The sequence below is a fragment of the Lysobacterales bacterium genome (genome assembly GCA_016721845.1).
In the GTDB taxonomy this organism is placed as follows: Bacteria; Pseudomonadota; Gammaproteobacteria; order Xanthomonadales; family Ahniellaceae; genus JADKHK01.
In genome coordinates this window covers 1,533,296-1,553,057 of sequence record JADKHK010000013.1, presented here as the reverse complement: position 1 = coordinate 1,553,057, position 19,762 = coordinate 1,533,296, and the positions used below count along the sequence as shown (strand labels likewise).

Annotated in this window: 23 protein-coding genes and 1 tRNA gene; 13 read left to right on the top strand and 11 right to left on the bottom strand. The window is 65.7% G+C overall.

The features are described 5' to 3' along the window. The first annotated feature begins 1 nt into the window (after position 1). Positions 2-418 carry a hypothetical protein gene (locus IPP28_14580; protein MBL0042220.1) on the top strand — a complete coding sequence of 139 codons (417 nt, stop codon included), beginning with the start codon at positions 2-4 and terminating at the stop codon, positions 416-418. A 65-nt stretch (positions 419-483) separates the two neighbouring features. Then, positions 484-966: a YajQ family cyclic di-GMP-binding protein gene (locus IPP28_14575; GenBank protein MBL0042219.1), complete on the top strand. Its 483-nt coding sequence runs from the start codon at positions 484-486 to the stop codon at positions 964-966. Positions 967-1,021: 55 nt separating this feature from the next. Here the strand turns inward: IPP28_14575 and IPP28_14570 are convergent, their stop codons facing one another. The 7 genes from IPP28_14570 to wrbA form a co-directional block, all read right to left on the bottom strand. Beyond that, positions 1,022-1,360, bottom strand: coding sequence for a P-II family nitrogen regulator (locus tag IPP28_14570; GenBank protein ID MBL0042218.1), 339 nt, complete (start codon positions 1,358-1,360; stop codon positions 1,022-1,024). A 15-nt stretch (positions 1,361-1,375) separates the two neighbouring features. Continuing rightward, the gene (locus tag IPP28_14565; GenBank protein MBL0042217.1) at positions 1,376-2,689 is read right to left on the bottom strand and encodes an ammonium transporter; all 1,314 of its coding nucleotides are present in this window, start codon (positions 2,687-2,689) and stop codon (positions 1,376-1,378) included. A gap of 112 nt (positions 2,690-2,801) precedes the next feature. Continuing rightward, complete coding sequence (locus IPP28_14560; protein ID MBL0042216.1) at positions 2,802-3,011, bottom strand: hypothetical protein; 210 nt, start codon at positions 3,009-3,011, stop codon at positions 2,802-2,804. Positions 3,012-3,127: 116 nt separating this feature from the next. Next, complete coding sequence (locus IPP28_14555) at positions 3,128-3,613, bottom strand: asparaginase (GenBank protein MBL0042215.1); 486 nt, start codon at positions 3,611-3,613, stop codon at positions 3,128-3,130. An 11-nt stretch (positions 3,614-3,624) separates the two neighbouring features. Next, positions 3,625-5,301, bottom strand: coding sequence for an acyl-CoA dehydrogenase family protein (locus IPP28_14550; protein MBL0042214.1), 1,677 nt, complete (start codon positions 5,299-5,301; stop codon positions 3,625-3,627). A gap of 93 nt (positions 5,302-5,394) precedes the next feature. Beyond that, a complete protein-coding gene (locus tag IPP28_14545) occupies positions 5,395-5,724 on the bottom strand; it encodes a DUF2069 domain-containing protein (GenBank protein ID MBL0042213.1) in 330 nt (109 codons plus the stop codon). Beyond that, positions 5,721-6,317 carry an NAD(P)H:quinone oxidoreductase gene (gene wrbA, locus IPP28_14540; GenBank protein MBL0042212.1) on the bottom strand — a complete coding sequence of 199 codons (597 nt, stop codon included), beginning with the start codon at positions 6,315-6,317 and terminating at the stop codon, positions 5,721-5,723. Before wrbA ends, IPP28_14545 begins: the two co-directional genes overlap by 4 nt. Before the next feature lie 104 nt (positions 6,318-6,421). On the opposite strand from wrbA, the gene IPP28_14535 reads away from it, so the two are divergent. From IPP28_14535 to IPP28_14525, 3 genes are read left to right on the top strand one after another with little or no spacing between them, the layout of a single operon-like run. Next, positions 6,422-6,901: a TlpA family protein disulfide reductase gene (locus tag IPP28_14535; protein ID MBL0042211.1), complete on the top strand. Its 480-nt coding sequence runs from the start codon at positions 6,422-6,424 to the stop codon at positions 6,899-6,901. Continuing rightward, complete coding sequence (locus IPP28_14530) at positions 6,901-7,170, top strand: acylphosphatase (GenBank protein MBL0042210.1); 270 nt, start codon at positions 6,901-6,903, stop codon at positions 7,168-7,170. The genes IPP28_14535 and IPP28_14530 overlap by 1 nt, the downstream gene beginning before the upstream one ends. 3 nt (positions 7,171-7,173) lie before the next feature. Continuing rightward, on the top strand, positions 7,174-9,090 hold the full coding sequence (locus tag IPP28_14525; GenBank protein MBL0042209.1) for a hypothetical protein: 1,917 nt from the start codon (positions 7,174-7,176) through the stop codon (positions 9,088-9,090). Here IPP28_14525 and ppk2 read toward each other — a convergent pair whose 3' ends face one another. The 4 genes from ppk2 to IPP28_14505 are packed head-to-tail and all read right to left on the bottom strand — an operon-like array spanning position 9,091 to position 12,746. Then, on the bottom strand, positions 9,091-9,870 hold the full coding sequence (gene ppk2, locus IPP28_14520) for a polyphosphate kinase 2 (protein MBL0042208.1): 780 nt from the start codon (positions 9,868-9,870) through the stop codon (positions 9,091-9,093). It abuts the gene before it with no gap. 10 nt (positions 9,871-9,880) lie between these two features. Then, a complete protein-coding gene (moaB, locus tag IPP28_14515; GenBank protein ID MBL0042207.1) occupies positions 9,881-10,402 on the bottom strand; it encodes a molybdenum cofactor biosynthesis protein B in 522 nt (173 codons plus the stop codon). After that, positions 10,399-11,487, bottom strand: a complete 1,089-nt coding sequence (prfA, locus tag IPP28_14510; protein MBL0042206.1) for a peptide chain release factor 1 — start codon at positions 11,485-11,487, stop codon at positions 10,399-10,401. The genes moaB and prfA overlap by 4 nt, the downstream gene beginning before the upstream one ends. Beyond that, entirely contained in the window at positions 11,484-12,746 is a 1,263-nt protein-coding gene (locus tag IPP28_14505) for a glutamyl-tRNA reductase (GenBank protein MBL0042205.1), read from the bottom strand. The genes prfA and IPP28_14505 overlap by 4 nt, the downstream gene beginning before the upstream one ends. A gap of 43 nt (positions 12,747-12,789) precedes the next feature. Between IPP28_14505 and IPP28_14500 the strand changes: the two genes are divergently transcribed. The 8 genes from IPP28_14500 (at position 12,790) to ychF (ending at position 19,689) form a co-directional block, all read left to right on the top strand. Further along, complete coding sequence (locus IPP28_14500; protein MBL0042204.1) at positions 12,790-14,493, top strand: tetratricopeptide repeat protein; 1,704 nt, start codon at positions 12,790-12,792, stop codon at positions 14,491-14,493. Beyond that, positions 14,490-15,044: an outer membrane lipoprotein LolB gene (gene lolB / locus IPP28_14495; protein MBL0042203.1), complete on the top strand. Its 555-nt coding sequence runs from the start codon at positions 14,490-14,492 to the stop codon at positions 15,042-15,044. The genes IPP28_14500 and lolB overlap by 4 nt, the downstream gene beginning before the upstream one ends. Beyond that, positions 15,041-15,913 carry a 4-(cytidine 5'-diphospho)-2-C-methyl-D-erythritol kinase gene (ispE, locus tag IPP28_14490; protein ID MBL0042202.1) on the top strand — a complete coding sequence of 291 codons (873 nt, stop codon included), beginning with the start codon at positions 15,041-15,043 and terminating at the stop codon, positions 15,911-15,913. The genes lolB and ispE overlap by 4 nt, the downstream gene beginning before the upstream one ends. Positions 15,914-15,929: 16 nt before the next feature. Continuing rightward, positions 15,930-16,005 (top strand) — tRNA-Gln (locus IPP28_14485). An 83-nt stretch (positions 16,006-16,088) separates the two neighbouring features. After that, on the top strand, positions 16,089-17,045 hold the full coding sequence (locus IPP28_14480) for a ribose-phosphate diphosphokinase (protein MBL0042201.1): 957 nt from the start codon (positions 16,089-16,091) through the stop codon (positions 17,043-17,045). Positions 17,046-17,131: 86 nt separating this feature from the next. Continuing rightward, on the top strand, positions 17,132-17,896 hold the full coding sequence (locus tag IPP28_14475) for a 50S ribosomal protein L25/general stress protein Ctc (GenBank protein MBL0042200.1): 765 nt from the start codon (positions 17,132-17,134) through the stop codon (positions 17,894-17,896). A 57-nt stretch (positions 17,897-17,953) separates the two neighbouring features. Then, on the top strand, positions 17,954-18,571 hold the full coding sequence (gene pth / locus IPP28_14470; protein MBL0042199.1) for an aminoacyl-tRNA hydrolase: 618 nt from the start codon (positions 17,954-17,956) through the stop codon (positions 18,569-18,571). Positions 18,572-18,597: 26 nt separating this feature from the next. Beyond that, positions 18,598-19,689 (top strand): redox-regulated ATPase YchF, encoded by a 1,092-nt coding sequence (ychF, locus tag IPP28_14465; protein ID MBL0042198.1) that lies wholly within the window; start codon positions 18,598-18,600, stop codon positions 19,687-19,689. Positions 19,690-19,762 lie beyond the last annotated feature (73 nt).

Below are 19,762 nucleotides of genomic sequence, written 5' to 3'. Positions count from 1 at the left end.
CGTGAAATTGCGCATGTTCCAGTGGATTGCCGTGCCGGCCCTGCTGACGACCGCCAACGCCCTGTATGGATGGGGCGCGCTCACTCAGCTGCACGATCTCGGGCCGATCGCGGAAGCGTCCGCCCAGCGCGAAGGCGCACTGACCTGGACCTACATGCAGGGTGGGCGTTGGCTGATCGAGCGCACCGGTGGGCAGGCGACGGCCGCTGCCCATGCCGAGTCGATGTTCGCCCCGGCGCGGGATACCTTGCGGGCCAATCCGGCGCTGGCGATGGACGTGCTGCACCACGCCCACTACGGGTTCCAGCACCGCCTGTTGCTGTGGTCGCATTGGGGCGCGCCACTGCTGTGGCTGCTGGCCGCGATCGCTTACGTGCGGCGCCAGAAAGCGATCATTTCGACGCGCAAGCTGCGCTGAAGCAAGTTCCGGCATTCGCCGCGGTCGGTTAAGCTGAATGCTTTCCCGAGCCCGTGGAGTGCGTCATGCCGTCGTTCGATGTCATTTCCGAAGTCGACAAGCACGAGTTGACCAATGCCATCGACCAGGCCAACCGTGAATTGGCCAATCGCTTCGATTTCAAGGGCACCGATGCCTCGTTCGAGCTCGACAAGCTCGTCGTCAAGGTGCAGGCGCCGAGCGAGTTCCAGTTGCAGCAGATGCAGGACATCCTGCGCGCGCGCCTGGTCGCGCGAAAGATCGACGCGCGCTGTCTCGACATCGCTGATCCGGAGGTCAATCTGGCCGGCGCGCGCCAGCAGATCACCGTGAAGCAGGGCATCGAGCAGGCGGTGTCGAAGAAGATCATCGCGGCGCTGAAAGAGGCCAAGATCAAGGTCGAGGCGCAGATCAACGGCGACAAGCTGCGCGTCAGCGGCAAGAAGCGTGATGACCTGCAGGTCGCGATCGCCCTGTTGCGCCAGTCCGAATTCGACGTGCCATTGCAGTACGACAATTTCCGCGACTGAATGGATCGAATGCGTGGCAGGGGCGTAGCGCGCTACGCCCCTACGGCTCTGCGCGCTACAACGCGTCGCCGTCCATTTCGCCGGTGCGGATGCGGATGACGCGATCGAGATCGTAGACGAAGATCTTGCCGTCGCCGATCTTGCCGGTATTGGCGGCATTCTGGATCGCTTCCACGACGCGGTCGGCCTGGTCGGACGTGACCGCGACCTCGAGCTTGATCTTGGGCAGGAAATCGACCACGTACTCGGCCCCGCGATAGAGCTCGGTGTGGCCTTTCTGGCGGCCGAAGCCTTTCACTTCGGACACCGTGATGCCGGTGACGTTGACTTCGCTGAGCGCTTCGCGCACGTCGTCGAGCTTGAAGGGCTTGATGATGGCTGTGACCATTTTCATGACTGGGCGCTCCGCTTAGAGGTTGTAGCCGCGTTCGTTGTGCAGGGCGAGATCGAGGCCCTGGGCTTCGTCCTCGGCGTCTGCGCGCAAGCCGATCACGAGGTCGACGAGCTTGAGGATCAGCCAGGTCACGATGCTGGTGTAGACGAGGGTGGCACCGACGCCCTTGCACTGGATCCAGAGTTGCGCGCCGATGTCGGTGACGGTGCCGAAACCGCCGAGTGCGGGGGCAGCGAAGGCACCGGTGAGAATCGCACCGATGATGCCGCCGACCGCATGCACGCCGAACACGTCGAGCGAATCGTCATAGCCGAACTTGCGCTTCACCGTGGTCGCGGTGAAGAAGCAGAACACGCCGGCGATCAGGCCGATGGCGAGTGCGCCGACCGGTCCTGCGGTGCCGGAGGCCGGGGTAATCGCGACCAGTCCGGCGACGGCACCGGACGCGATGCCGAGCACGCTCGGCTTCTTGTGCAGCAGCCATTCCACCGACATCCAGCCAAGCGCGGCGGCAGCGGTTGCGATCTGGGTGACCAGCATCGCCATGCCGGCCGTGCCGTTGGCCGCGACAGCGCTGCCGGCATTGAAGCCGAACCAGCCGACCCAGAGCAGGCTCGCGCCGATCAGGGTGTAGCCGAGGTTGTGAGGCGCCATCGGCGTGGTCGGGTAACCGTTGCGCTTGCCGAGCACCAGCGCGGCGATCAATCCGGCGACACCGGCATTGATGTGCACGACCGTACCGCCGGCGAAATCGAGCACGCCCCAATCCCACATCAGGCCGCCGTCGCCGCTCCAGACCATGTGCGCGACCGGCGCATAAGCGAAGGTGAACCAAAGCGCCATGAACACCAGCAGGGCCGAAAACTTCATGCGTTCGGCGAATGCGCCGACAATCAGCGCCGGAGTGATGATCGCGAAGGTCATCTGGAACGTAATGAAGACCGACTCGGGAATCGCGTAACTCAGGCTGTCGGCCTTGACGCCAGCGAGCATGGCCTTGCCGAAGCCGCCGATGAAGCTGTGGAAATTGACGACCCCCTTCTCCATGCCGGTGGTATCGAATACCAGGCTGTAGCCATAGATCACCCAGAGCACCGTAATGAGGCCGGTGATCGCGAAGCACTGCATCATCACGCTGAGCACGTTCTTCGACCGCACCATCCCGGCGTAGAACAGGGCCAGGCCAGGAATGGTCATCAGCAGCACCAGGGCCGTCGCGACGATCATCCAGGCGGTATCGCCGGTGTCGAGAGCAGGTGGCGCGGCCGCCGCGATCGCGGGCAGGCCAAGCAAGGCACAAAGCGATGGAACCGACTTCATTCGGGTCATCGGGGTGTCTCCGTGGGGGGCGCTCCGAAGATGTTGCAATGCAACTTGAATCGTTACTCGAATATTCAGTGTTCTATTCGAAGACCCTTTGGGACGTCGTTCAGCATCGAACTCACTCGAAGCCGTGCTTGAAGAGGATGCCGTCGAATTCGTGGGCACCCAAATCACAGGCGCCATTGAACGGGCGCGTCGCGCCTCGTGCATCGATGGTGACGGCATTGGAATCGGCGTCCAGGCAATTGCTTGCCGCGTCGATCATCGGGCTCGTGGCTGCGGGCAACAAGGTCATGATGCCGTTGCCGCCCTCGATGGGCGTCAACACGCCCAAGTCGTTCACCGTGGCGTCGGCGCAGGGTCCTCGCGACTGTGAACCCGCAGCGACAATCATGGCCCCGACGCAAGATGGCTCGATGTCGCCATTGCCGACGGCGGCGGGGATCAAGCCGATTCGAAGCGGTTCGCGTCGCGGTTCTTGCGCACTTTCAGCGGGTCCCAGATGCGGCCGTTCATGGTGATGTAGACGCCGTTGTCGAGGGTCTGCACGGCGCCGACGGCGCAGCCGATGTTGAAGACCGCGTCCGAACCCTGGAAGCGCGCCGGATTCAACGCGCCGGTCAGCACGATCACCTTGTCCTTGATGCGGGTGAGCACGCGGGCCGTCTCGACCATGGTGTCGGTGCCGTGCGTGACCAGCACGTGCCGGCCGGGCTGTGCCTCGATCGTGCGCGCGACCAGGTCACGGTCGTCGTCGGTGATGTGCAGGCTGTCCTTGCGCAGCAGCGGAATGACCAGAAAGCGGAAGCCGACACCGAGCGCGGTCAGGATGTCGCCGATCTGCGGCGCGCCGATCTGGAAATCGGACTTGTCGTCGAAGTAGATCTTGTCGATCGTCCCGCCGGTCGTGACGATGGTCAGGTAATCCATGGTGCAGCCCCTCAGGCGTAGATGTCGCTGGACAGCGTGCGCGCTTCGATCGCGACGGTCTCCGCAAGGCGCACGCAACCAATGCGCGCAAAGCGTCGCGCCGCATGCAAGGTGCGCGGGTCATGCTCGTTGCGGAAGCTCCATTCGGCGTGCTGAGCGAGCAGGGCGAGGGCGAGCGTGCGACCCATGGTCATCGCGAGGCCGCGTGCGCCGGCGGGCAATTCATCCTTGCTGCGCGAACGCTTCTGGATCCATTCCGCCACCGCGGTCGCGGATTCACGCACCTGCTTCACCACGCCTTCGAGTTCCGGCAGGGTGACCTGCGAGGTCAGGGCACGGATCGCCGTCAGCCAGTGCTGCAGGCCACCGATCTGCTTCAGCGCCTTCACCACATCGAGCGCCAGCACATTGGTCGTGCCTTCCCAGATCGGCAGCACCTGGGTATCCCGCAACAGAGCGGGCAGGCCGGTGTCTTCGCAGTAGCCGACCCCGCCGAACGATTCGATCACTTCACTCAGGCTGTGCGTCGCGACCTTGGCCGTCACCAGCTTCACGATCGGCGTGATCAGGCGCAGCAGGTGCACGCTGGCATCATCGTGCTGGCCGTTCTCGACCCGCCCCATCAGTTCGACCACGTAAAACGTCAGATGGAACATGCCCTCGAATTCAGCCTGAAGGTCGGCCAGGGTTTCCTGATGCAGCGGCTGGTCGATCAGCGGTTGCGCGAACACCACACGGCGCGTCGCGTAGTCGCGCGCCAGCGTCAGCCCGCGCCGCATCGCCGACACCGCGCAGACCGCGTTCCACAGCCGTGTCACGTTGAGCATCGGCGCGATCGCGCGCACGCCGTGCTTGCTGTCGCCGATCAGTTCCGCAGGCGTGTTGTCGAGTTGGATCTCGGCGGTCGGCAGCTTGCGTGTGCCGAGCTTGTCCTTGAGTCGGTCGATGGTGATGTTGCGCAGGCGGCCGTCAGACTTGCGCGGTTCGATGTAGAACAGCGCGAGACCATCGGCGCCGGCCGGGTTCTTTTCCGGTCGCGCCAGCAGCAGGGCGATGTCGCTGGTGATCGCCGAGGCGAACCACTTGCGTCCGGACAGGCGCCAGCGGCCACGTTCGTCCTGGCGCGCGATGGTCTCGCTGCCGCCGACATCCGAGCCGCCACTGGTCTCGGTCATCCATTGGCCACTGATCCAGAATTGCTTCGGGTCGCGGCTGGTGAGATGCGGCACGGCGCGGTCGATCAGCGCCTTGTTGTCGCTGTCCATCAACACTTTCAACGCGCCATCGGTCATCGCCAACGGACACGAGAACAGTTCGCTGGAGGGATGGAACAGGTAGTTGAACGCGAATTGCAGCGGCCGGCCGTGCTGGGCCAGCCAGTCGTCCTGGCCGAGCGCGATCAGGCCCCACTTCGCCGCGATCGCCGGTGCATCGCGCCAGAACGGGCTGACCTCGACATGGTCGATGCGCTGGCCGAAGGCGTCGAAGGGCACGTGCCGCGGTTCGAGATGGCGCTGCGCCAATTGCTGCGAATACCAGTCGTTCGCGGCCAGTTCACCGAACTCGCTGAGCTTGCCATCGTGATCGGCGAGCACGGCGGGCGGCAACACGCGTCGCAACCACGAGCGCAGCACGCGGTCGTCGAGGTAAGTGTTGGCCAGCACCGGCGCAGTCTGAATGAAACCCATGATTCTCCCCGACGCTCGGGCGTCGCTGCGTCCCGTGCAGCGACAGCAACTTAGCCGGAGCGCGCCAGCGCGACAAGCGACGCGGATCGCGGATCAGGCCGGTTTCGGCGTCTTGCGCAGACCGAAAATCGCCGCAACCGCGAACAGGACCTCGAGTGCCGCATAGCCGCGAGCGGCGGGATTCGACCACAACTCCATCACGCCGTGGCTGAAATACAGCAGGGACACGATGCCACCGACCAACAACACGCGGCGAGGGCTGTGTCGCGCCGCCGGCGCCAAGGCCACCAGTGGCAGCAGCGCGACCGTCACCACCAGCCCGGGGGGCAGCGACCGGCTGGGCAGCAGCAGGCCATGCCAGACGAGTTGCAGCAAGCCTTGGGCAAACAGCGCAAGTGCCGGAATGCGATCGCGCAGGTTCATCGGGCGAGCCGCAACGTGATGTCGGCGACGCGCCTGCCCAAGGCGCGGGCCAGTGCGCGTTCATCGGCATCGATCTCGCGTTCGCCGCGGGTGCCGGCGAGGTGCGACGCGCCGTAGGGCGTGCCGCCACTGCGAGTCGAAGACACCGCAGGCTCGGTAAAGGGCAAGCCGACGATCAGCATGCCGTGATGCAGCAACGGCAGCAGCATCGACAGCAAGGTGGATTCCTGACCGCCATGCAGCGTGGACGTCGACGTGAACGCTGCGCCCGGCTTGCCGGCCAGGGTGCCGGACAACCACTCGTTCGAGGTGCCGTCGAGAAAATACTTGAGCGGCGCGGCCATCTGGCCGAAGCGGGTCGGGCTGCCGAGAATCAGCGCCGAGCAGGTCGCCAGATCGTCGCGCGTGCAGAACGGCGGGCCATCGTCCGGAATCGCAGGTTCGGTCGCGCCATCGTGGATCGGGCGTACCGCGGGCACCGTGCGGAGACGCGCCGAAGCGCCGTCGATTTCGCCGACCCCTCGCGCGATCTGGCGGGCGAGTTCGGCGGTCGCACCGTGGCGCGAGTAATAGAGGATCAGGATTTCGGTCATGGCCTGTTGCGCGAAAACAACGCGACTTGCGGGAGCGGAACATTCCGTTCATGCCGCTGTCGGTAAATTGCGCCGCATCGTAGCGGTTTGTGCAGGGAGTGCCCATGAAGTCCTGGTTGCTGTTGCTGGCGTCCGTGTTCGCCGTAGCCGCGGAAGCGGCCGATGTCGTTCCCGCGCCGAAGTCGCCGAGCCTGATCGTGACGACCCTGGATCATGGCGAGTTCGATCTCGCCAAGCAGCGCGGTCACTGGGTGCTGGTGAATTTCTGGGCGACCTGGTGCTCGCCCTGCCTGAAGGAAATTCCGGATTTTTCGGCCTTCGACCAGGCGCGCGATGATGTGGTCGTGGTCGGCCTGGCGTTCGAGGAAATCGAAGAGGCCGACCTGCGCGCGTTCCTGAAGGAGCATCCGGCCAGCTATCCGATCGCACGCGTCGACGTGTTCGATCCGCCCAAGGATTTCGATGTGCCGCGCGGCCTGCCGACCAGTTGGCTGATCGCGCCGGACGGCACCGTCGCCGAGAAATACCTGGGACCGATCACCAGTGCCGATCTCGCGCGTCGCATCGACCAGAAGCGGCCATGATGGCCGCGGCCCGCTTCATCGTCAGTGGCAAGGTTCAGGGCGTTTACTACCGCGCCTCGACCCGCGATCACGCGATCGCGCTGGGATTGGTGGGCGCGGCGAAGAATCTGGACGATGGCTCGGTCGAAGTGACCGCGGTGGGCACCGGCAATGCGCTGGCCGAACTCGAGCGCTGGCTCTGGCAAGGTCCGCCGACGGCGCGGGTCGCCGAGGTGCGCCGTGAGGAGCTGCCCGTGCCTGCGACCTTCAGTGATTTCGTGACGGGCTGAAGCATGCGCCGCGTCCTGGCATCGCTGTTGCTCGTTCTCGCCTGTGCGACACGGGCAGCGCCCGCGGCCTGGTTCCTTCCCGAGCAGCCCGGTGCAGCACCAGCCGTCGTGCAATTCGATGCCGACGACGAGGCCGCGATGCGTCTGTCGGGCCTGTTGCGCGCCCAGGGATTCGCGTATTCGAACTGGCTCGACCCGGATCCGACCGAAGCGGGCCTGCGCGATCTGCTGGCGGCTGGCCCGTCGATCGATCGCTCCCGCGTCGCGCTGGTGGCGACGGGCGAGCAGGTGCAATCGGTCATCTCCTTGCTCGCGTCGAAGAATGCAACCCTGCCTGACCTGCGCGGCATCGCCTTGCATGTCGATGCGGCGACGGTCTGGCCGGAACTGAAGGCCGTGCCGCGCTGGCCGGCGATGTTGCTGACCTATCCCCAGGATCGACGTGCGGCGCGCGATGCCGCTTTCGAGTTGGCGCGGCAAGCGCGGGCGGCGGGTGCTCGGGTATGGCTGCAAGCGGTCGTTGATGCCGATTCGGCTTTCGTCGATGCCGGCCTCGGGTCGTGGCTGTCCGCCCTGGAAGTGCAGCGGGTGCGCCGGTTTGAGGATGCCTTGGTCGCGCCCTACGCGGGTGCGCGCCTGGATGCTGTGCTTGCGGCCCTGGAAGCTGCCGCGTCCAGGCCGCGTGCCGACTCGGTCATCGCGCGCCTGGCCGATGCGGATTCAGGCGGCGGCGCCGATCTCGTGCTCGACGCCGAAGGCCGGATCGTGCGGGTGTCGGCGGCGGGTGTCGTGGCCGAATTCGATGCGCGCAGTGCGTTGCGTTCGGTGTATGGCGGTGACGATGCGGAAGTTGGCGTCGGACCGGCAGCGGCCCTGAGTCTGGTGCATCCCGAAACCGGTGCGACGGTCTGGGCGTTGCCGACGATGCTGACGTCGCGGGACGAGACCCGCAGCATGCTGATGTTGCGCCACGCCGACGGCAGCTACGCCTATCTCGATCTGAACGACGACCGCGGCATTCGCGCGATCCTCGCTTCGGACGATGCCCGTGATCGGGGTCGCGTCTGGTGGGTCCTGACCGAACGTGCCGACGCGCACGGCAGTCGCGTGCTGCGCGTTGCGCTGCAAGCAGGCGATCCGCAGCGCGGTTTGTGGTGGGACCCGAGCCATCCCGGCCTTGCCCTCGACCTGCAACCGGTTCAAGGCGGGCATAGCGCGGTCTTCGCAACCTTCGACGATGCCGGAAAGTCGCGCTGGTATCTCGCCAGTGGCCGTATCGCGAACGACCGCTTCAGCGCGAGCCAGGATGGGCTGCAATTGATGCGCCGTGATCCCGCCTTGTCGGCACCGAAACGCGACTCGCGGCGAAGCGGCAGCATCTCCATCGATTTCAGCATCGGGGCAGGACATCCGGTCTGCGTGCTGCGCAAGGCCGCGGCGACGCAGCTGGCCTTGCTGACGGTGAACGAAGGAGGGCGCTCGCGCGTCCTGTGCATCGAGCCGGTGGCGCTGTCTGCCGGCGTGCCCGAGGCCGATGTGAATGGCACCTGGTACGGCGGCCCCAATGATTCCGGGTGGGGCTTGACGGTCGTCGCCTCCGGCCACGGGGATGCACAGCTGCTGTCGGCCGTGCTGTATTTCCATGATGCCGAAGGTTGGCCGCGCTGGGCGATGGGGGCCGCGCGTGCCAATGCCGCCGGATCCGTGCTGGCGATGCAGGATTATTCGCAGGCGTGCATCGGGTGCGTGGACGCGAAACTGCAGGCGCGGGCGTTGGGCGAATTGCGGCTGCGCACCGATGGCTGGTGCGCCCAGCCAGAACTGCGCGCCGCCTTCGCACTGGCTGCGGGCAATGCCGACGTGTCGTTCCAGCGCAGTGAATCGCCGCTGCAGCGCGTGACCCAGTCGCGCTGCAACTGATCAATAGCGTTCGCGCACCAGGATCGCCTTGGCGCCCAGCTTGTCCTTGCCGAGCCGCTTGCGCTGCAACGGCGGCAGCTTCAACGGCTCGGCAGCGATTTTCTTGTCCGGCAACTGTTCCAGCAGATGCGCGATCATGTTGAGGCGCGCGCGCTTCTGGTCGTTGGCATCGACCACGAACCACGGCGCATGCTTGCGGTGCGTGGCCTTGAAGAAGGCATCGCGGGCGACGGTGTAGTCGTCGTATTTGGTGCGTGCCGCGATATCGATCGGCGAGATCTTCCAGCGCTTCAGCGGGTCTTCGAGGCGTTCGGCGAAGCGTTCTTCCTGCTGCACCTGATCGACCGAGAACCAGTACTTGAACAGCAGGATGCCGTCGTCGACCAGCATCTGTTCGAATTGCGGCGCCTGCGCGAGCCAGCGCTTGTATTCGGCGTCGTTGCAGAAGCCCATGACGTGCTCGACGCCGCCGCGGTTGTACCAACTGCGGTCGAACAGCACGATCTCGCCGGCTGCAGGCAGGTGCTCGGCGTAGCGCTGGAAATACCATTGCGTGCGTTCGCGCTCGTTGGGTTTCGGCAATGCGACGATCCGGCAGCCGCGCGGATTGAGCACCTGCGAGATCGCGGTGATCGCGCCGCCCTTGCCGGCGGTATCGCGCCCCTCGAACACGACCACGATGCGCTGGCCGGTGGCCTGCACCCAACGCTGCATCTCGCACAGTTGCTCATGCAACGGCTGCAGCTTGTCGGCGTAGTCCTTCTTTTTCAGCATCGCCATGACGTGCTCCTCAGTGCTCGTGCAAACGGGGTTTCAGGCCGACCAGATTGCAGGGCCGGGTGCGCGCATCCAGTTGCGCCTGCAGGATCTTTTCCCAAGCGGTGCGGCAAGCCGAGGTCGAGCCCGGCAGTGCAAACAGGAAGGTGCCGTTCGCGAGCCCGGCGAAGGCGCGCGACTGCAGGCTTGCGGTACCGATCTCGTCGACCGAGATGGCACGGAACAGTTCGCCGAAGCCCGGCATCTCCTTGTCGAGCAGGGGTCGGATCGCTTCCGGCGTCGAATCGCGTCCGGTGAAACCGGTGCCGCCGGTGATCAGCACGCCATCGATCGCCGCGTCGGCGATCCAGTGCGAGACGGTCGCGCGCATCCGGTAGATGTCGTCGCGCACGATCTCGCGTGCCGCGATCCGGTGGCCGGCGGCCGTCAACGCCTGTTCGAGGTAATCGCCCGAACTGTCGTTGTCGCGGGTGCGGGTGTCCGATACCGTCAGTACGGCGATGCGCAGGGGAACGAAGTGGGCGAGTGCGGTCATGCGGCCTCGGTGATCAGTTTGAGTTCGTCGGCCTGGTGCTCGCGAGACAGCGCATCGATGACCGGGTCGAGGTCGCCTTCGACGATGCCATCGAGCGAATACAGGGTCAGGCCGATGCGGTGGTCGGTGAGGCGGCCCTGCGGAAAATTGTAGGTGCGGATGCGCTGCGAGCGATCGCCCGAACCGACCTGCACGCGGCGCAGTTCGGCCTGTGCGGCGTGCTGCTTCTGCTGCTGCTCGTCGAGCAGCCGCGCCTTGAGCAGGCTGAGCGCGCGCGCCCGATTCTTGTGTTGCGAGCGTTCGTCCTGGCACTCGACGACGATGCCGCTCGGCAGATGGGTGACGCGAATCGCCGAATCCGTCTTGTTCACGTGTTGGCCGCCGGCACCGGAAGCTCGGAAGGTGTCGATCCTCAAATCCGCCGGATTGAGTTCGATGTCCTCGATCTCGTCCACTTCCGGCAATACCGCGACGGTCGCCGCAGACGTGTGGATGCGACCCTGCGCTTCGGTCTCCGGCACGCGCTGCACGCGATGCGTGCCGGATTCGAACTTCAGCCGGGCGTAGACGCCATCGCCTTCGACGCGCGCCACCACTTCCTTGAAGCCGCCGTGTTCGCCGGAGTTGGCCGAGATCAATTCGACGCGCCAGCGCTTCGCTTCGGCGTAGCGCGAGTACATGCGATAGAGGTCGCCGGCGAAGATCGCGGCCTCGTCACCACCGGTGCCGGCGCGGATTTCCAGAAATACCGGGGCATCGTCGCGGGGATCGCGTGGCACCAGCAGCAGGCCGAGTGATTCATCCAGGTGCTGGCGCTCGGCCTCCAGCGACTGCAGTTCCTCGGCCGCCATCGTGCGCAGTTCGGCATCGGCGTCGAACTGCATCTGTTTCGCGGCATCGATGGCTTTCGCGTTCGCGTCCATCGCGGCGAGGCGGTCGGCGATCGGTTCCAGCTGGGCGTACTCGCGCGACAGATCGCGGAAGCGCTTCTGGTTCGCGAGCACGTCGGGTTCGGAGAGCAATCGTTCGACTTCGACCTTGCGTTCGGCCAGGGCTTCGAGCTTGCGCCGGATCGACGGCGTCATCGCTTGCGATCGTCCGCGATGAACAGCTGCTCGGCGCTGCGCAGAAGCTCGGCGTCGCCGCGCAGTGCCGCCGCCCGCAGATTGCTCGACGGCGCATGCAGCAGCTTGTTGGTCAGCGTATTCGCGAGGAAGTTCAGCGCCTCGGCCGGATCGCGGCCGCTCTGCAGCATGGCGCGCGCCTTGTCGAGCACGTCGTCGCGATGGCGCTCGGCCTCGCTGCGGATCTTCTGGATCGGCCCCGGGCCATCGATGGCGCGCAGCCAGCCCATGAAGTGTTCGGCGGCGAGCGCCACGATCTCTTCGGCCTCGTTCGCGGCTTCGCGGCGCGAGCGCATCGCTTCGTCGATCGAGCGGCCGATGTCGTCGACGGTGTAGAGGTAAATATCTTCCAGATCGGCGACGTCGGCGGCGATGTCGCGCGGCACGGCCAGATCGAGCATGAATTGCGGGCGATGGCGGCGCGCCTTCAGTGCTTTCGCGGCCATCGCCTTGGTGATCACCGGGTCGCGCGCGGCGGTCGAGGCGATCACGATGTCGGCTTGCACCAGTGCATCCGGCAAGTCGGTCAACGCGATCGCCTGGCCGTGGAAGCGGTCGGCCAGTCCGCGTGCGTTCGCCAACGTGCGGTTCGCAACCACCAGCCGCTTGGTGCCAGCTTCGGCGAGATGACGCGCACAGAGCTCGATGGTGTCGCCGGCGCCAATCAGCAAGACGCCGGCGGTCGCGAAATCGGCAAAGATCTGCTGTGCCAGTCGTACTGCCGCGAAGGCCACCGACACCGGGCTGGCACCGATCCGGGTTTCGGTGCGGGCGCGCTTGGCGACGCTGAAGCTCTGCTGGAACAGCCGCTCCATGGCCGAGTCGAGCGCGCCGGCGTCGCGCGCAAGGTGGTAGGCGGTCTTGACCTGGCCGAGGATCTGCGGCTCGCCGAGCACCATCGAATCCAGCCCGGTCGCGACCCGGAACAAATGCCTTACCGCGGCTTCGTTCTCGTGCTGGTACAGGAAACTGTCGAGGCGTCCCGGGCTCAGCTGGAAATGCCGGTGCAGCCAGTCCTGCGGCACGGACTCGGCGCCGGGGGCGACGCGGCAGTACAACTCGGTGCGGTTGCAGGTCGAGACCAGGGCTGCTTCATGCACGCCCGCGAGGGACCGCAGTTCGCGCAGCGCCGCGCCCGTCTGCTCGGGCGCCAACGCCACTTGCTCGCGCAGTGCGAGCGGTGCGGTCTGGTGGTTGAGTCCGAGGGCGAGAAGCGTCATGTCATGCGAAGATTGGCGGATGCGAATTGTCGGTGTCAGGCCCATGATGGGCAAGAACGGATTGCGACAAGCCTATCGTGCAGCAATGCACGCCGGCTTGACGGGAATCATCTGCGTGGTGCTCGCGGCGTGTGCTGCCGCGCCCGTGGCGCGGCCCGGACATCCGCCCGCGCCGAACCTGATGGCCGATGATCTCGCGCTGTTCGAGCGGTTCCAGGCTGAATATGCGCTGCAGGGCGGCGACCGCGATGCCGCGGCCGAGCGTCTGGCCAAGGCCGCGATGCTCAGCGACGACCCGAAGCAGAGCCTGAGCGCCTTGCGCTCGGCCCTGTTCGCGGGACGGCGCGTGGCGGCACAGGCCTTGCTCGCGCGTTGGCGGACATTGGCTCCGAACGAACCCGCGGGCCAGGCCTACGTCGCCGCGGTGGCGCTCGCCAGCGGCGACAGCGCGGCGGCGCACACGGCCGCCGATGCGCTCGGTGATGCTGCGGATGCTCGTCGCCGACTTGCCGAGGCCTTGCGCTGGGTCACGCCGACCGAGCGCGTCCTGCCGTTTGTCGAGCTGCGTGTGACGCGCAGCACCGATGCCGAAGACTGGATGCATTGGGCCGCGTTCGCCCGCGACCGCCGTGCGCCGGAGGTCGCGATGCGACTGGCGGATCTGGCGACGCAGCGATTCCCGCGCGATGCCCGTGTGTTCACCCTGCGCGCCGCACTGTTGCGCGAACGCGACCCGGCGGCGGCCGTGCCCGATCTCGAGCAGGCGCTGGCGCTGGACGGGAAGTCGGCGCTGATCCGACTCTCGCTGGCGCATGCCTACAACGCTGCCGGTGACGCGGCAAAAGCGGCGGGCGTCGTGGCCGGGATCGATCCGGCGACGGATGAGTCGGTCACCGCCGAGATCGCCTATGCATCGCGGGCCGACGATCCGGCCGTGATGCGCGCCGCCTATCGGCATCTGGCCGCCTTGCCGGAACCACATCCGCCGCAGCGGCTGATGCTGCTGGGCAACGTTGCCGAACTGGTCGAGCTCGATGCCGAGGCCGAGCGCTGGTATCGCGACGTGCCCGAAGGCGTGAGTCATGCTGCGGCGCAGTTGCGCATCGCGACGCTGCGCTTTGCGGCCGGTGACGCCTCCGTGGCCCTCGCGACCATCGCCGAACTGCGCGCCAGCGGAACCCTGGGTCGCGATGATCTGGTGCGCAGCTATCTGCTCGAAGGCGAGGTGCGCCAGAAAGCGAACGATGCCGCGGCGGCGGTGGCGGTCTTCGATGCCGGTCTGCGCATGCTGCCGGACGATGGCGAACTGATGTACGCCCGTGCGCTGATGCTGGCCGAGGCCGGTCGCGACGACGACATGGAGCGCGACCTGCGGCGCATGATCGAACTCGATCCGAACGATGCCGACGCCCTGAATGCGCTCGGTTATTCGCTGGTCGACGCAAACCGTCAGCTCGACGAAGCTGCCGCGCTGCTGGCGCGTGCCGAACGCATCAGCCCGGACAGCGCGGCCTTGCTCGACAGTCTCGGCTGGCTCGCGTATCGGCGGGGCGATCTCGATGCTGCGCTGGAGAAACTGCGTGCTGCGCATGCCCGGCTCGACGATCCCGAGGTCGCTGCGCACCTCGGCGAAGTGCTGTGGAAAAAGGGCGAGCACGACGCCGCCCGGAAGATCTGGACCGAGGCGGCGGCACGCGACCCGGAACACCGCACCCTGCGCGAAACGATGCGCCGGTTGCTGCCATGAGGACGGCCTGGCGAATCGGCGTGCTGGTCCTGGTGGCGTTGTTGCTGAGCGGCTGCGGCGTACGGCGCGGCACCATCGACAGCGTGGGCGACGCCGCCCATTGGCGGCTCGAAGGCCGGCTTGCGGTATCGGACGGGCGCGACAGCGGCAGTGGCACGGTGACCTGGGAGCAGGATGGCGCGTATTACATGATCCAGCTGCGAGCACCGATCAGCGGCCAGAGCTGGCGCCTGTCCGGCGATGACGCCTTGTGCACGCTGGAGGGCCTGCGCACTTATCCGTTGACGGCAGATTCGCCGGAAGTGCTGCTTGAACGCGAGCTCGGCTGGCACTTGCCAGTAGCGGCACTGCGCGATTGGCTGCAAGGTCGTCCGATGAGCGCTGATATCAGCGTGATACGCGACGAAGACGGCCAGATCAGCGGATTCAGTGAAGATGGCTGGGCCATCAGCTATCGCGACTTTCGCGATGGCCGGCCGACCCGCATCAGTGCCCGCAAGCCGCCTTACCAAGTGCGGCTGGCGATCAAGTCCTGGGTGGTTCTGCCGTGACCCTGACCGGTGCCAGCCTCTGGCCGGCGCCGGCCAAGCTGAACCTGTTCCTGCACGTCGTCGGTCGCCGTACCGACGGCTATCACCTGCTGCAGACGGTGTTCCAGTTCATCGACCTGATCGACACGATCACGCTGTCGGCGCGTGCCGATGGCGAGATTTGCCGTGTCTCGCCCTTGCCCGGCGTTGCTGCCGAAGACGATCTCGGTGTGCGTGCCGCGCGCACATTGCAGCGGGTGACGGGTAGTCGCTTCGGCGCCGACATCGGGCTCGACAAGCGCATCCCGATCGGTGGCGGACTGGGCGGCGGCAGTTCTGATGCTGCGACGGTCTTGGTCGCGCTCAATGAAATCTGGGAAACAGGATTGAATGTCGGCGAATTGGCGGCGATCGGCCTGCAACTGGGTGCTGATGTGCCGGTCTTTGTGCGCCAGCGCAATGCCTGGGCCGAAGGCATTGGCGAACAGCTGCAAGCGATTGATCTGCCGGAACAATGTTTTGTCGTCGTGCATCCGTTGGTGCATGTTGCAACGCCGCAGATATTTGCCGCGCCTGAATTGACACGGGACACGCCGGCAACCACAATCGCGCGCTTCGTTTCGGATGATCCGACACGCAATGACCTGGAACCGGTCGTGCGTGCGCGCCACCGTGAGGTGGATTCGGCGCTGCGCTGGCTTTCGGGTCATGCGCCGGCACGGATGAGCGGCAGCGGTTCCTGCGTGTTCGCGGCGATGGCCGACGAGGCGCAGGCCGACGCGGTCGTGGCGGGTTGTCCGGTGCAATGGCGTGCCTACAAGGTGCGCGGGTTGGTGCAGTCGCCGCTTGCGGATGCCGTTTCGGCCTACCGCGCGGGCCGCGCCGGCTGAGAGTTCGGTTTCGCGTTGGGACGTCGCCAAGTCGGTAAGGCACGGGATTTTGATTCCCGCATTCGAAGGTTCGAGTCCTTCCGTCCCAGCCATTTCGCCCCGTAGCGTGGGCGTCGTGGTGCTGGCCGAGGATGCTTCCTGATCATGACGCGCGGTCCGCCGCGACGGGTGAACGATGAAGACCGATGGAATCCTCGTATTTGCCGGCAATGCCCACCGTACGCTGGCGCTGTCGGTGTGCAAGCAGCTCGGCGTCCCGCTCGGCAAGGCGCTGGTCGGCAAGTTCTCGGATGGCGAAGTCCAGGTCGAGATCGAGGAAAACGTGCGTCGCCAGGAGGTGTTCGTCATTCAGCCGACGTGCGCCCCGACGGCCGAGAATTTCATGGAGTTGCTGGTGCTGGTCGATGCGCTCAAGCGCGCTTCGGTGGCGTCGGTGACGGCAGTCGTGCCGTATTTCGGCTATGCCCGCCAGGATCGCCGCCCGCGCTCGGCGCGCGTGCCGATCACGGCCAAGGTGGCCGCGAAGATGATCCAGGCCGTGGGTTGCGATCGCGTGCTGACGGTGGACGTGCACGCCGACCAGATCCAGGGTTTCTTCGACATCCCGCTCGATAACGTCTACGCCTCGCCGGTGCTGCTCGGCGACGTGTGGCGCAACCACGGCACGAAGAACATCGTCGTGGTCTCGCCGGACGTCGGCGGCGTGGTGCGCGCCCGTGCGATCGCGAAGCGCCTCGATGACGCCGACCTCGCGATCATCGACAAGCGCCGCCCGCGTCCGAACGAGGCGACGGTGATGAACATCATCGGCGACGTCGAAGGCAAGACCTGCGTGCTGGTGGACGACATCGTCGATACCGCCGGCACGCTCTGCGCCGCGGCCGCTGCGTTGAAGCAGCGCGGCGCATCGAAAGTGGTCGCGTATTGCACGCACCCGGTGCTGTCGGGTCCGGCGATCGCGAACATCCAGAATTCCGCCATGGACGAGCTGGTCGTGACCGACACGATCCCGCTCGCCGAGGCGGCCCGGGGCTGCGCGCGCATTCGCCAGTTGTCCGTCGCCGAATTGCTGGCCGAAACGATGCGACGCATCAGTTTCGGCGAGTCGGTCAGCTCGCTCTACATCGATTGATGCAGGCGCACTGACGTTTCCGCTCCGCTGGTCGCGGCGGAGCACCTTCCACCGCGAGGTGGGTTTTTCCCAATAGAGTCAATCACATGGCAAACAAACAAGAAATCAAGGCCGAATCGCGTGGTGTCGAGGGCAAGGGTGCGAGCCGCCGCCTGCGTCACGCCGGCAAGATCCCCGCGGTGCTGTACGGCGCCAAGCAGGCGCCGCAGAACATCCAGCTCGAACAGATCAGCACCCAGTTGCTGGCGCAGAACGAGTGGTTCTATTCGTCGGTGCTGCAGCTGAATCTCGACGGCAAGGTCCAGAAGGTCCTGCTGCGCGACATCCAGCGCCATCCGTTCAAGACCATCCTCATGCATCTCGATTTCCAGCGCGTCTCGGAAACCGAGAAGCTGCGTCTGTCGGTGCCGCTGCACTTCCTGAACCAGGAAAAGTCGCCCGCCGGCAAGACCGTGGGTGTCGTCATTACCCACGAACTGAACGAAGTCGAGATCTACTGCCTGCCGAAGCACATCCCGGAGTTCATCGAAGTCGACTTGTCGACGCTCGAAGTCGGCGACATCGTGCACATGTCGAGCCTGAAGCTCGGTGCCGACATCGAGATTCCGGCGTTGAAGCTGGGCAAGGAGCATGATCTGGCGCTGGTCATCGCGCGCATGCAGAAGGCCGAAGTCGAGGCGACGGCGGACGGCGCCGCGGCCGACGTGCCGGCAAGCAAGGTCGCGGCTCCGGCCAAGGGCGCAGCCCCGGCCAAGGGTGCGGCTGCAGCGAAGGGTGCGGCACCGGCCAAGGGTGGCGCTGCGGCCAAGGGCGCAGCCCCGGCCAAGGCGGCTCCGGCGAAGAAGAAGTAATCCGGATGCGTCGCGAACGGGTGTCGTGCCCGTTCGTCGATGCACAAGGAGCTTCCAATGACGGCATTGCGCCTGATCGTCGGTCTCGGCAACCCCGGGGCCGACTATTCCCGAACCCGGCACAACGCCGGGTTCTGGTTTTTGGACGCGCTGGCGGAGTCGCTCGGCGCGCGCTTCGGCGTGGACGGCAAACTGCTGGCCGAAACCGCCAAGGCGGAGTTGGCGGGGCAGTCGGTCTGGCTGCTGAAGCCGACCACCTTCATGAATCGCAGCGGTCAGTCGGTATCGGCGGCGCTGCGATACTACAAAATTGAACCGGAAGAATGCCTGGTCGCGCATGACGAACTGGATTTGCCACCCGGCGCCGCGCGCCTCAAGTTCGATGGCGGCCACGGCGGCCAGAACGGCCTGCGCGACTTGATCGCCGCGCTTGGCCACGGCAAGTTCCACCGACTGCGATTGGGCATCGGCCATCCCGGCGACAAGCACGAAGTCACGAACTGGGTGCTCGGGCGTCCTGGTCGTGATGATGAATTGGCGATCCGCGACGCCGTCGCGCGCGGTCTGCAAGTTTTGCCGCAGGCGGTTGCCGGCGACCTGAATGGTGCGATGAAGTTGCTGCATACGCCCGTGGGCGCTGCGCGGCCATCGACCGGCACACGCCCGCCGCAGTAATCAAATCGAATCAACAAGGAATCACCATGGGTATCAAGTGCGGCATCGTGGGCTTGCCGAACGTCGGAAAATCGACGCTGTTCAATGCCTTGACCAAGGCCGGCATTCCGGCGGCGAATTTTCCGTTCTGCACCATCGACCCGAACATCGGCGTCGTGCCGGTGCCGGACGAGCGTCTGCAGGCGCTGTCGTCGATCGCCAAGCCACTCAAGATCATCCCGACCCTGATCGAATTCGTCGACATCGCCGGACTGGTCAAGGGTGCGGCCTCGGGCGAAGGTCTGGGCAACAAATTCCTGGCGCACATTCGCGAAGTCGATGCGATCGCCCATGTCGTGCGCTGTTTCGAGCACACCGACATCGTCCACGTTGCCGGTCGCATCGATCCGCTGGACGACATCGACACGATCGACACCGAGCTTGCGCTGGCCGATCTCGATTCCGTCGAAAAAGCCTTGAACCGCGCTGAAAAGATGGCAAAAGCCAACGATAAGGACGCGATCGTGAAAAAGGAGGTGCTCACGCGCGTGCGTGATCACCTGAACACCGGCAAGTCGGCGCGCAGCGCGGGACTGTCGAACGAAGACAAAGCCGCCATCCGCGACCTGTTCCTGCTCACCCTGAAGCCGGTGATGTATGTCGCCAACGTCAAGGAAGACGGCTTCAGCAACAACCCGTTCCTCGACGCCGTGCGCGCCCGTGCCGCGACCGAGGGTGCGGAGGTCGTTCCGGTCTGTGCCGCGATCGAGGAAGAACTGTCGCAACTCGATGACGCCGACAAACACGCCTTCCTGGCCGACATGGGTCTGGACGAGCCGGGCCTGAACCGCGTCATTCGCGCCGGCTACAAGCTGCTGGGTCTGCAAACCTATTTCACCGCCGGCGAAAAGGAAGTCCGGGCCTGGACCATCAAGGCGGGATTCACCGCGCCGCAGGCTGCGGGCGTGATCCACACCGATTTCGAGAAGGGCTTCATCCGCGCTGAAACCATTGCCTATTCGGACTACATCGAGTTCAAGGGCGAGGCGGGTGCGAAGCAGGTCGGGAAGCTGCGCCTCGAAGGCAAGGATTACATCGTCAAGGAAGGCGATGTCCTGCATTTCCGCTTCAATGTCTGAACGGACAGCCGCGACGCCCGGATAATTTGTCGTTGCGCCCCGTTGACGCGGGTGCTTCCCGCCGTCAGAATGC

Bases quoted from the DNA above. Each gene is read 5' to 3' on its own strand.
- IPP28_14575 (MBL0042219.1), top strand. From the start codon at position 484: ATGCCGTCGTTCGATGTCATTTCCGAAGTCGACAAGCACGAGTTGACC.
- IPP28_14570 (MBL0042218.1), bottom strand. From the start codon at position 1,360: ATGAAAATGGTCACAGCCATCATCAAGCCCTTCAAGCTCGACGACGTG.
- IPP28_14565 (MBL0042217.1), bottom strand. From the start codon at position 2,689: ATGACCCGAATGAAGTCGGTTCCATCGCTTTGTGCCTTGCTTGGCCTG.
- IPP28_14555 (MBL0042215.1), bottom strand. From the start codon at position 3,613: ATGGATTACCTGACCATCGTCACGACCGGCGGGACGATCGACAAGATC.
- IPP28_14550 (MBL0042214.1), bottom strand. From the start codon at position 5,301: ATGGGTTTCATTCAGACTGCGCCGGTGCTGGCCAACACTTACCTCGAC.
- IPP28_14545 (MBL0042213.1), bottom strand. From the start codon at position 5,724: ATGAACCTGCGCGATCGCATTCCGGCACTTGCGCTGTTTGCCCAAGGC.
- wrbA (MBL0042212.1), bottom strand. From the start codon at position 6,317: ATGACCGAAATCCTGATCCTCTATTACTCGCGCCACGGTGCGACCGCC.
- IPP28_14535 (MBL0042211.1), top strand. From the start codon at position 6,422: ATGAAGTCCTGGTTGCTGTTGCTGGCGTCCGTGTTCGCCGTAGCCGCG.
- IPP28_14530 (MBL0042210.1), top strand. From the start codon at position 6,901: ATGGCCGCGGCCCGCTTCATCGTCAGTGGCAAGGTTCAGGGCGTTTAC.
- IPP28_14525 (MBL0042209.1), top strand. From the start codon at position 7,174: ATGCGCCGCGTCCTGGCATCGCTGTTGCTCGTTCTCGCCTGTGCGACA.
- ppk2 (MBL0042208.1), bottom strand. From the start codon at position 9,870: ATGGCGATGCTGAAAAAGAAGGACTACGCCGACAAGCTGCAGCCGTTG.
- moaB (MBL0042207.1), bottom strand. From the start codon at position 10,402: ATGACCGCACTCGCCCACTTCGTTCCCCTGCGCATCGCCGTACTGACG.
- prfA (MBL0042206.1), bottom strand. From the start codon at position 11,487: ATGACGCCGTCGATCCGGCGCAAGCTCGAAGCCCTGGCCGAACGCAAG.
- IPP28_14505 (MBL0042205.1), bottom strand. From the start codon at position 12,746: ATGACGCTTCTCGCCCTCGGACTCAACCACCAGACCGCACCGCTCGCA.
- IPP28_14500 (MBL0042204.1), top strand. From the start codon at position 12,790: ATGATGGGCAAGAACGGATTGCGACAAGCCTATCGTGCAGCAATGCAC.
- lolB (MBL0042203.1), top strand. From the start codon at position 14,490: ATGAGGACGGCCTGGCGAATCGGCGTGCTGGTCCTGGTGGCGTTGTTG.
- IPP28_14480 (MBL0042201.1), top strand. From the start codon at position 16,089: ATGAAGACCGATGGAATCCTCGTATTTGCCGGCAATGCCCACCGTACG.
- IPP28_14475 (MBL0042200.1), top strand. From the start codon at position 17,132: ATGGCAAACAAACAAGAAATCAAGGCCGAATCGCGTGGTGTCGAGGGC.
- pth (MBL0042199.1), top strand. From the start codon at position 17,954: ATGACGGCATTGCGCCTGATCGTCGGTCTCGGCAACCCCGGGGCCGAC.
- ychF (MBL0042198.1), top strand. From the start codon at position 18,598: ATGGGTATCAAGTGCGGCATCGTGGGCTTGCCGAACGTCGGAAAATCG.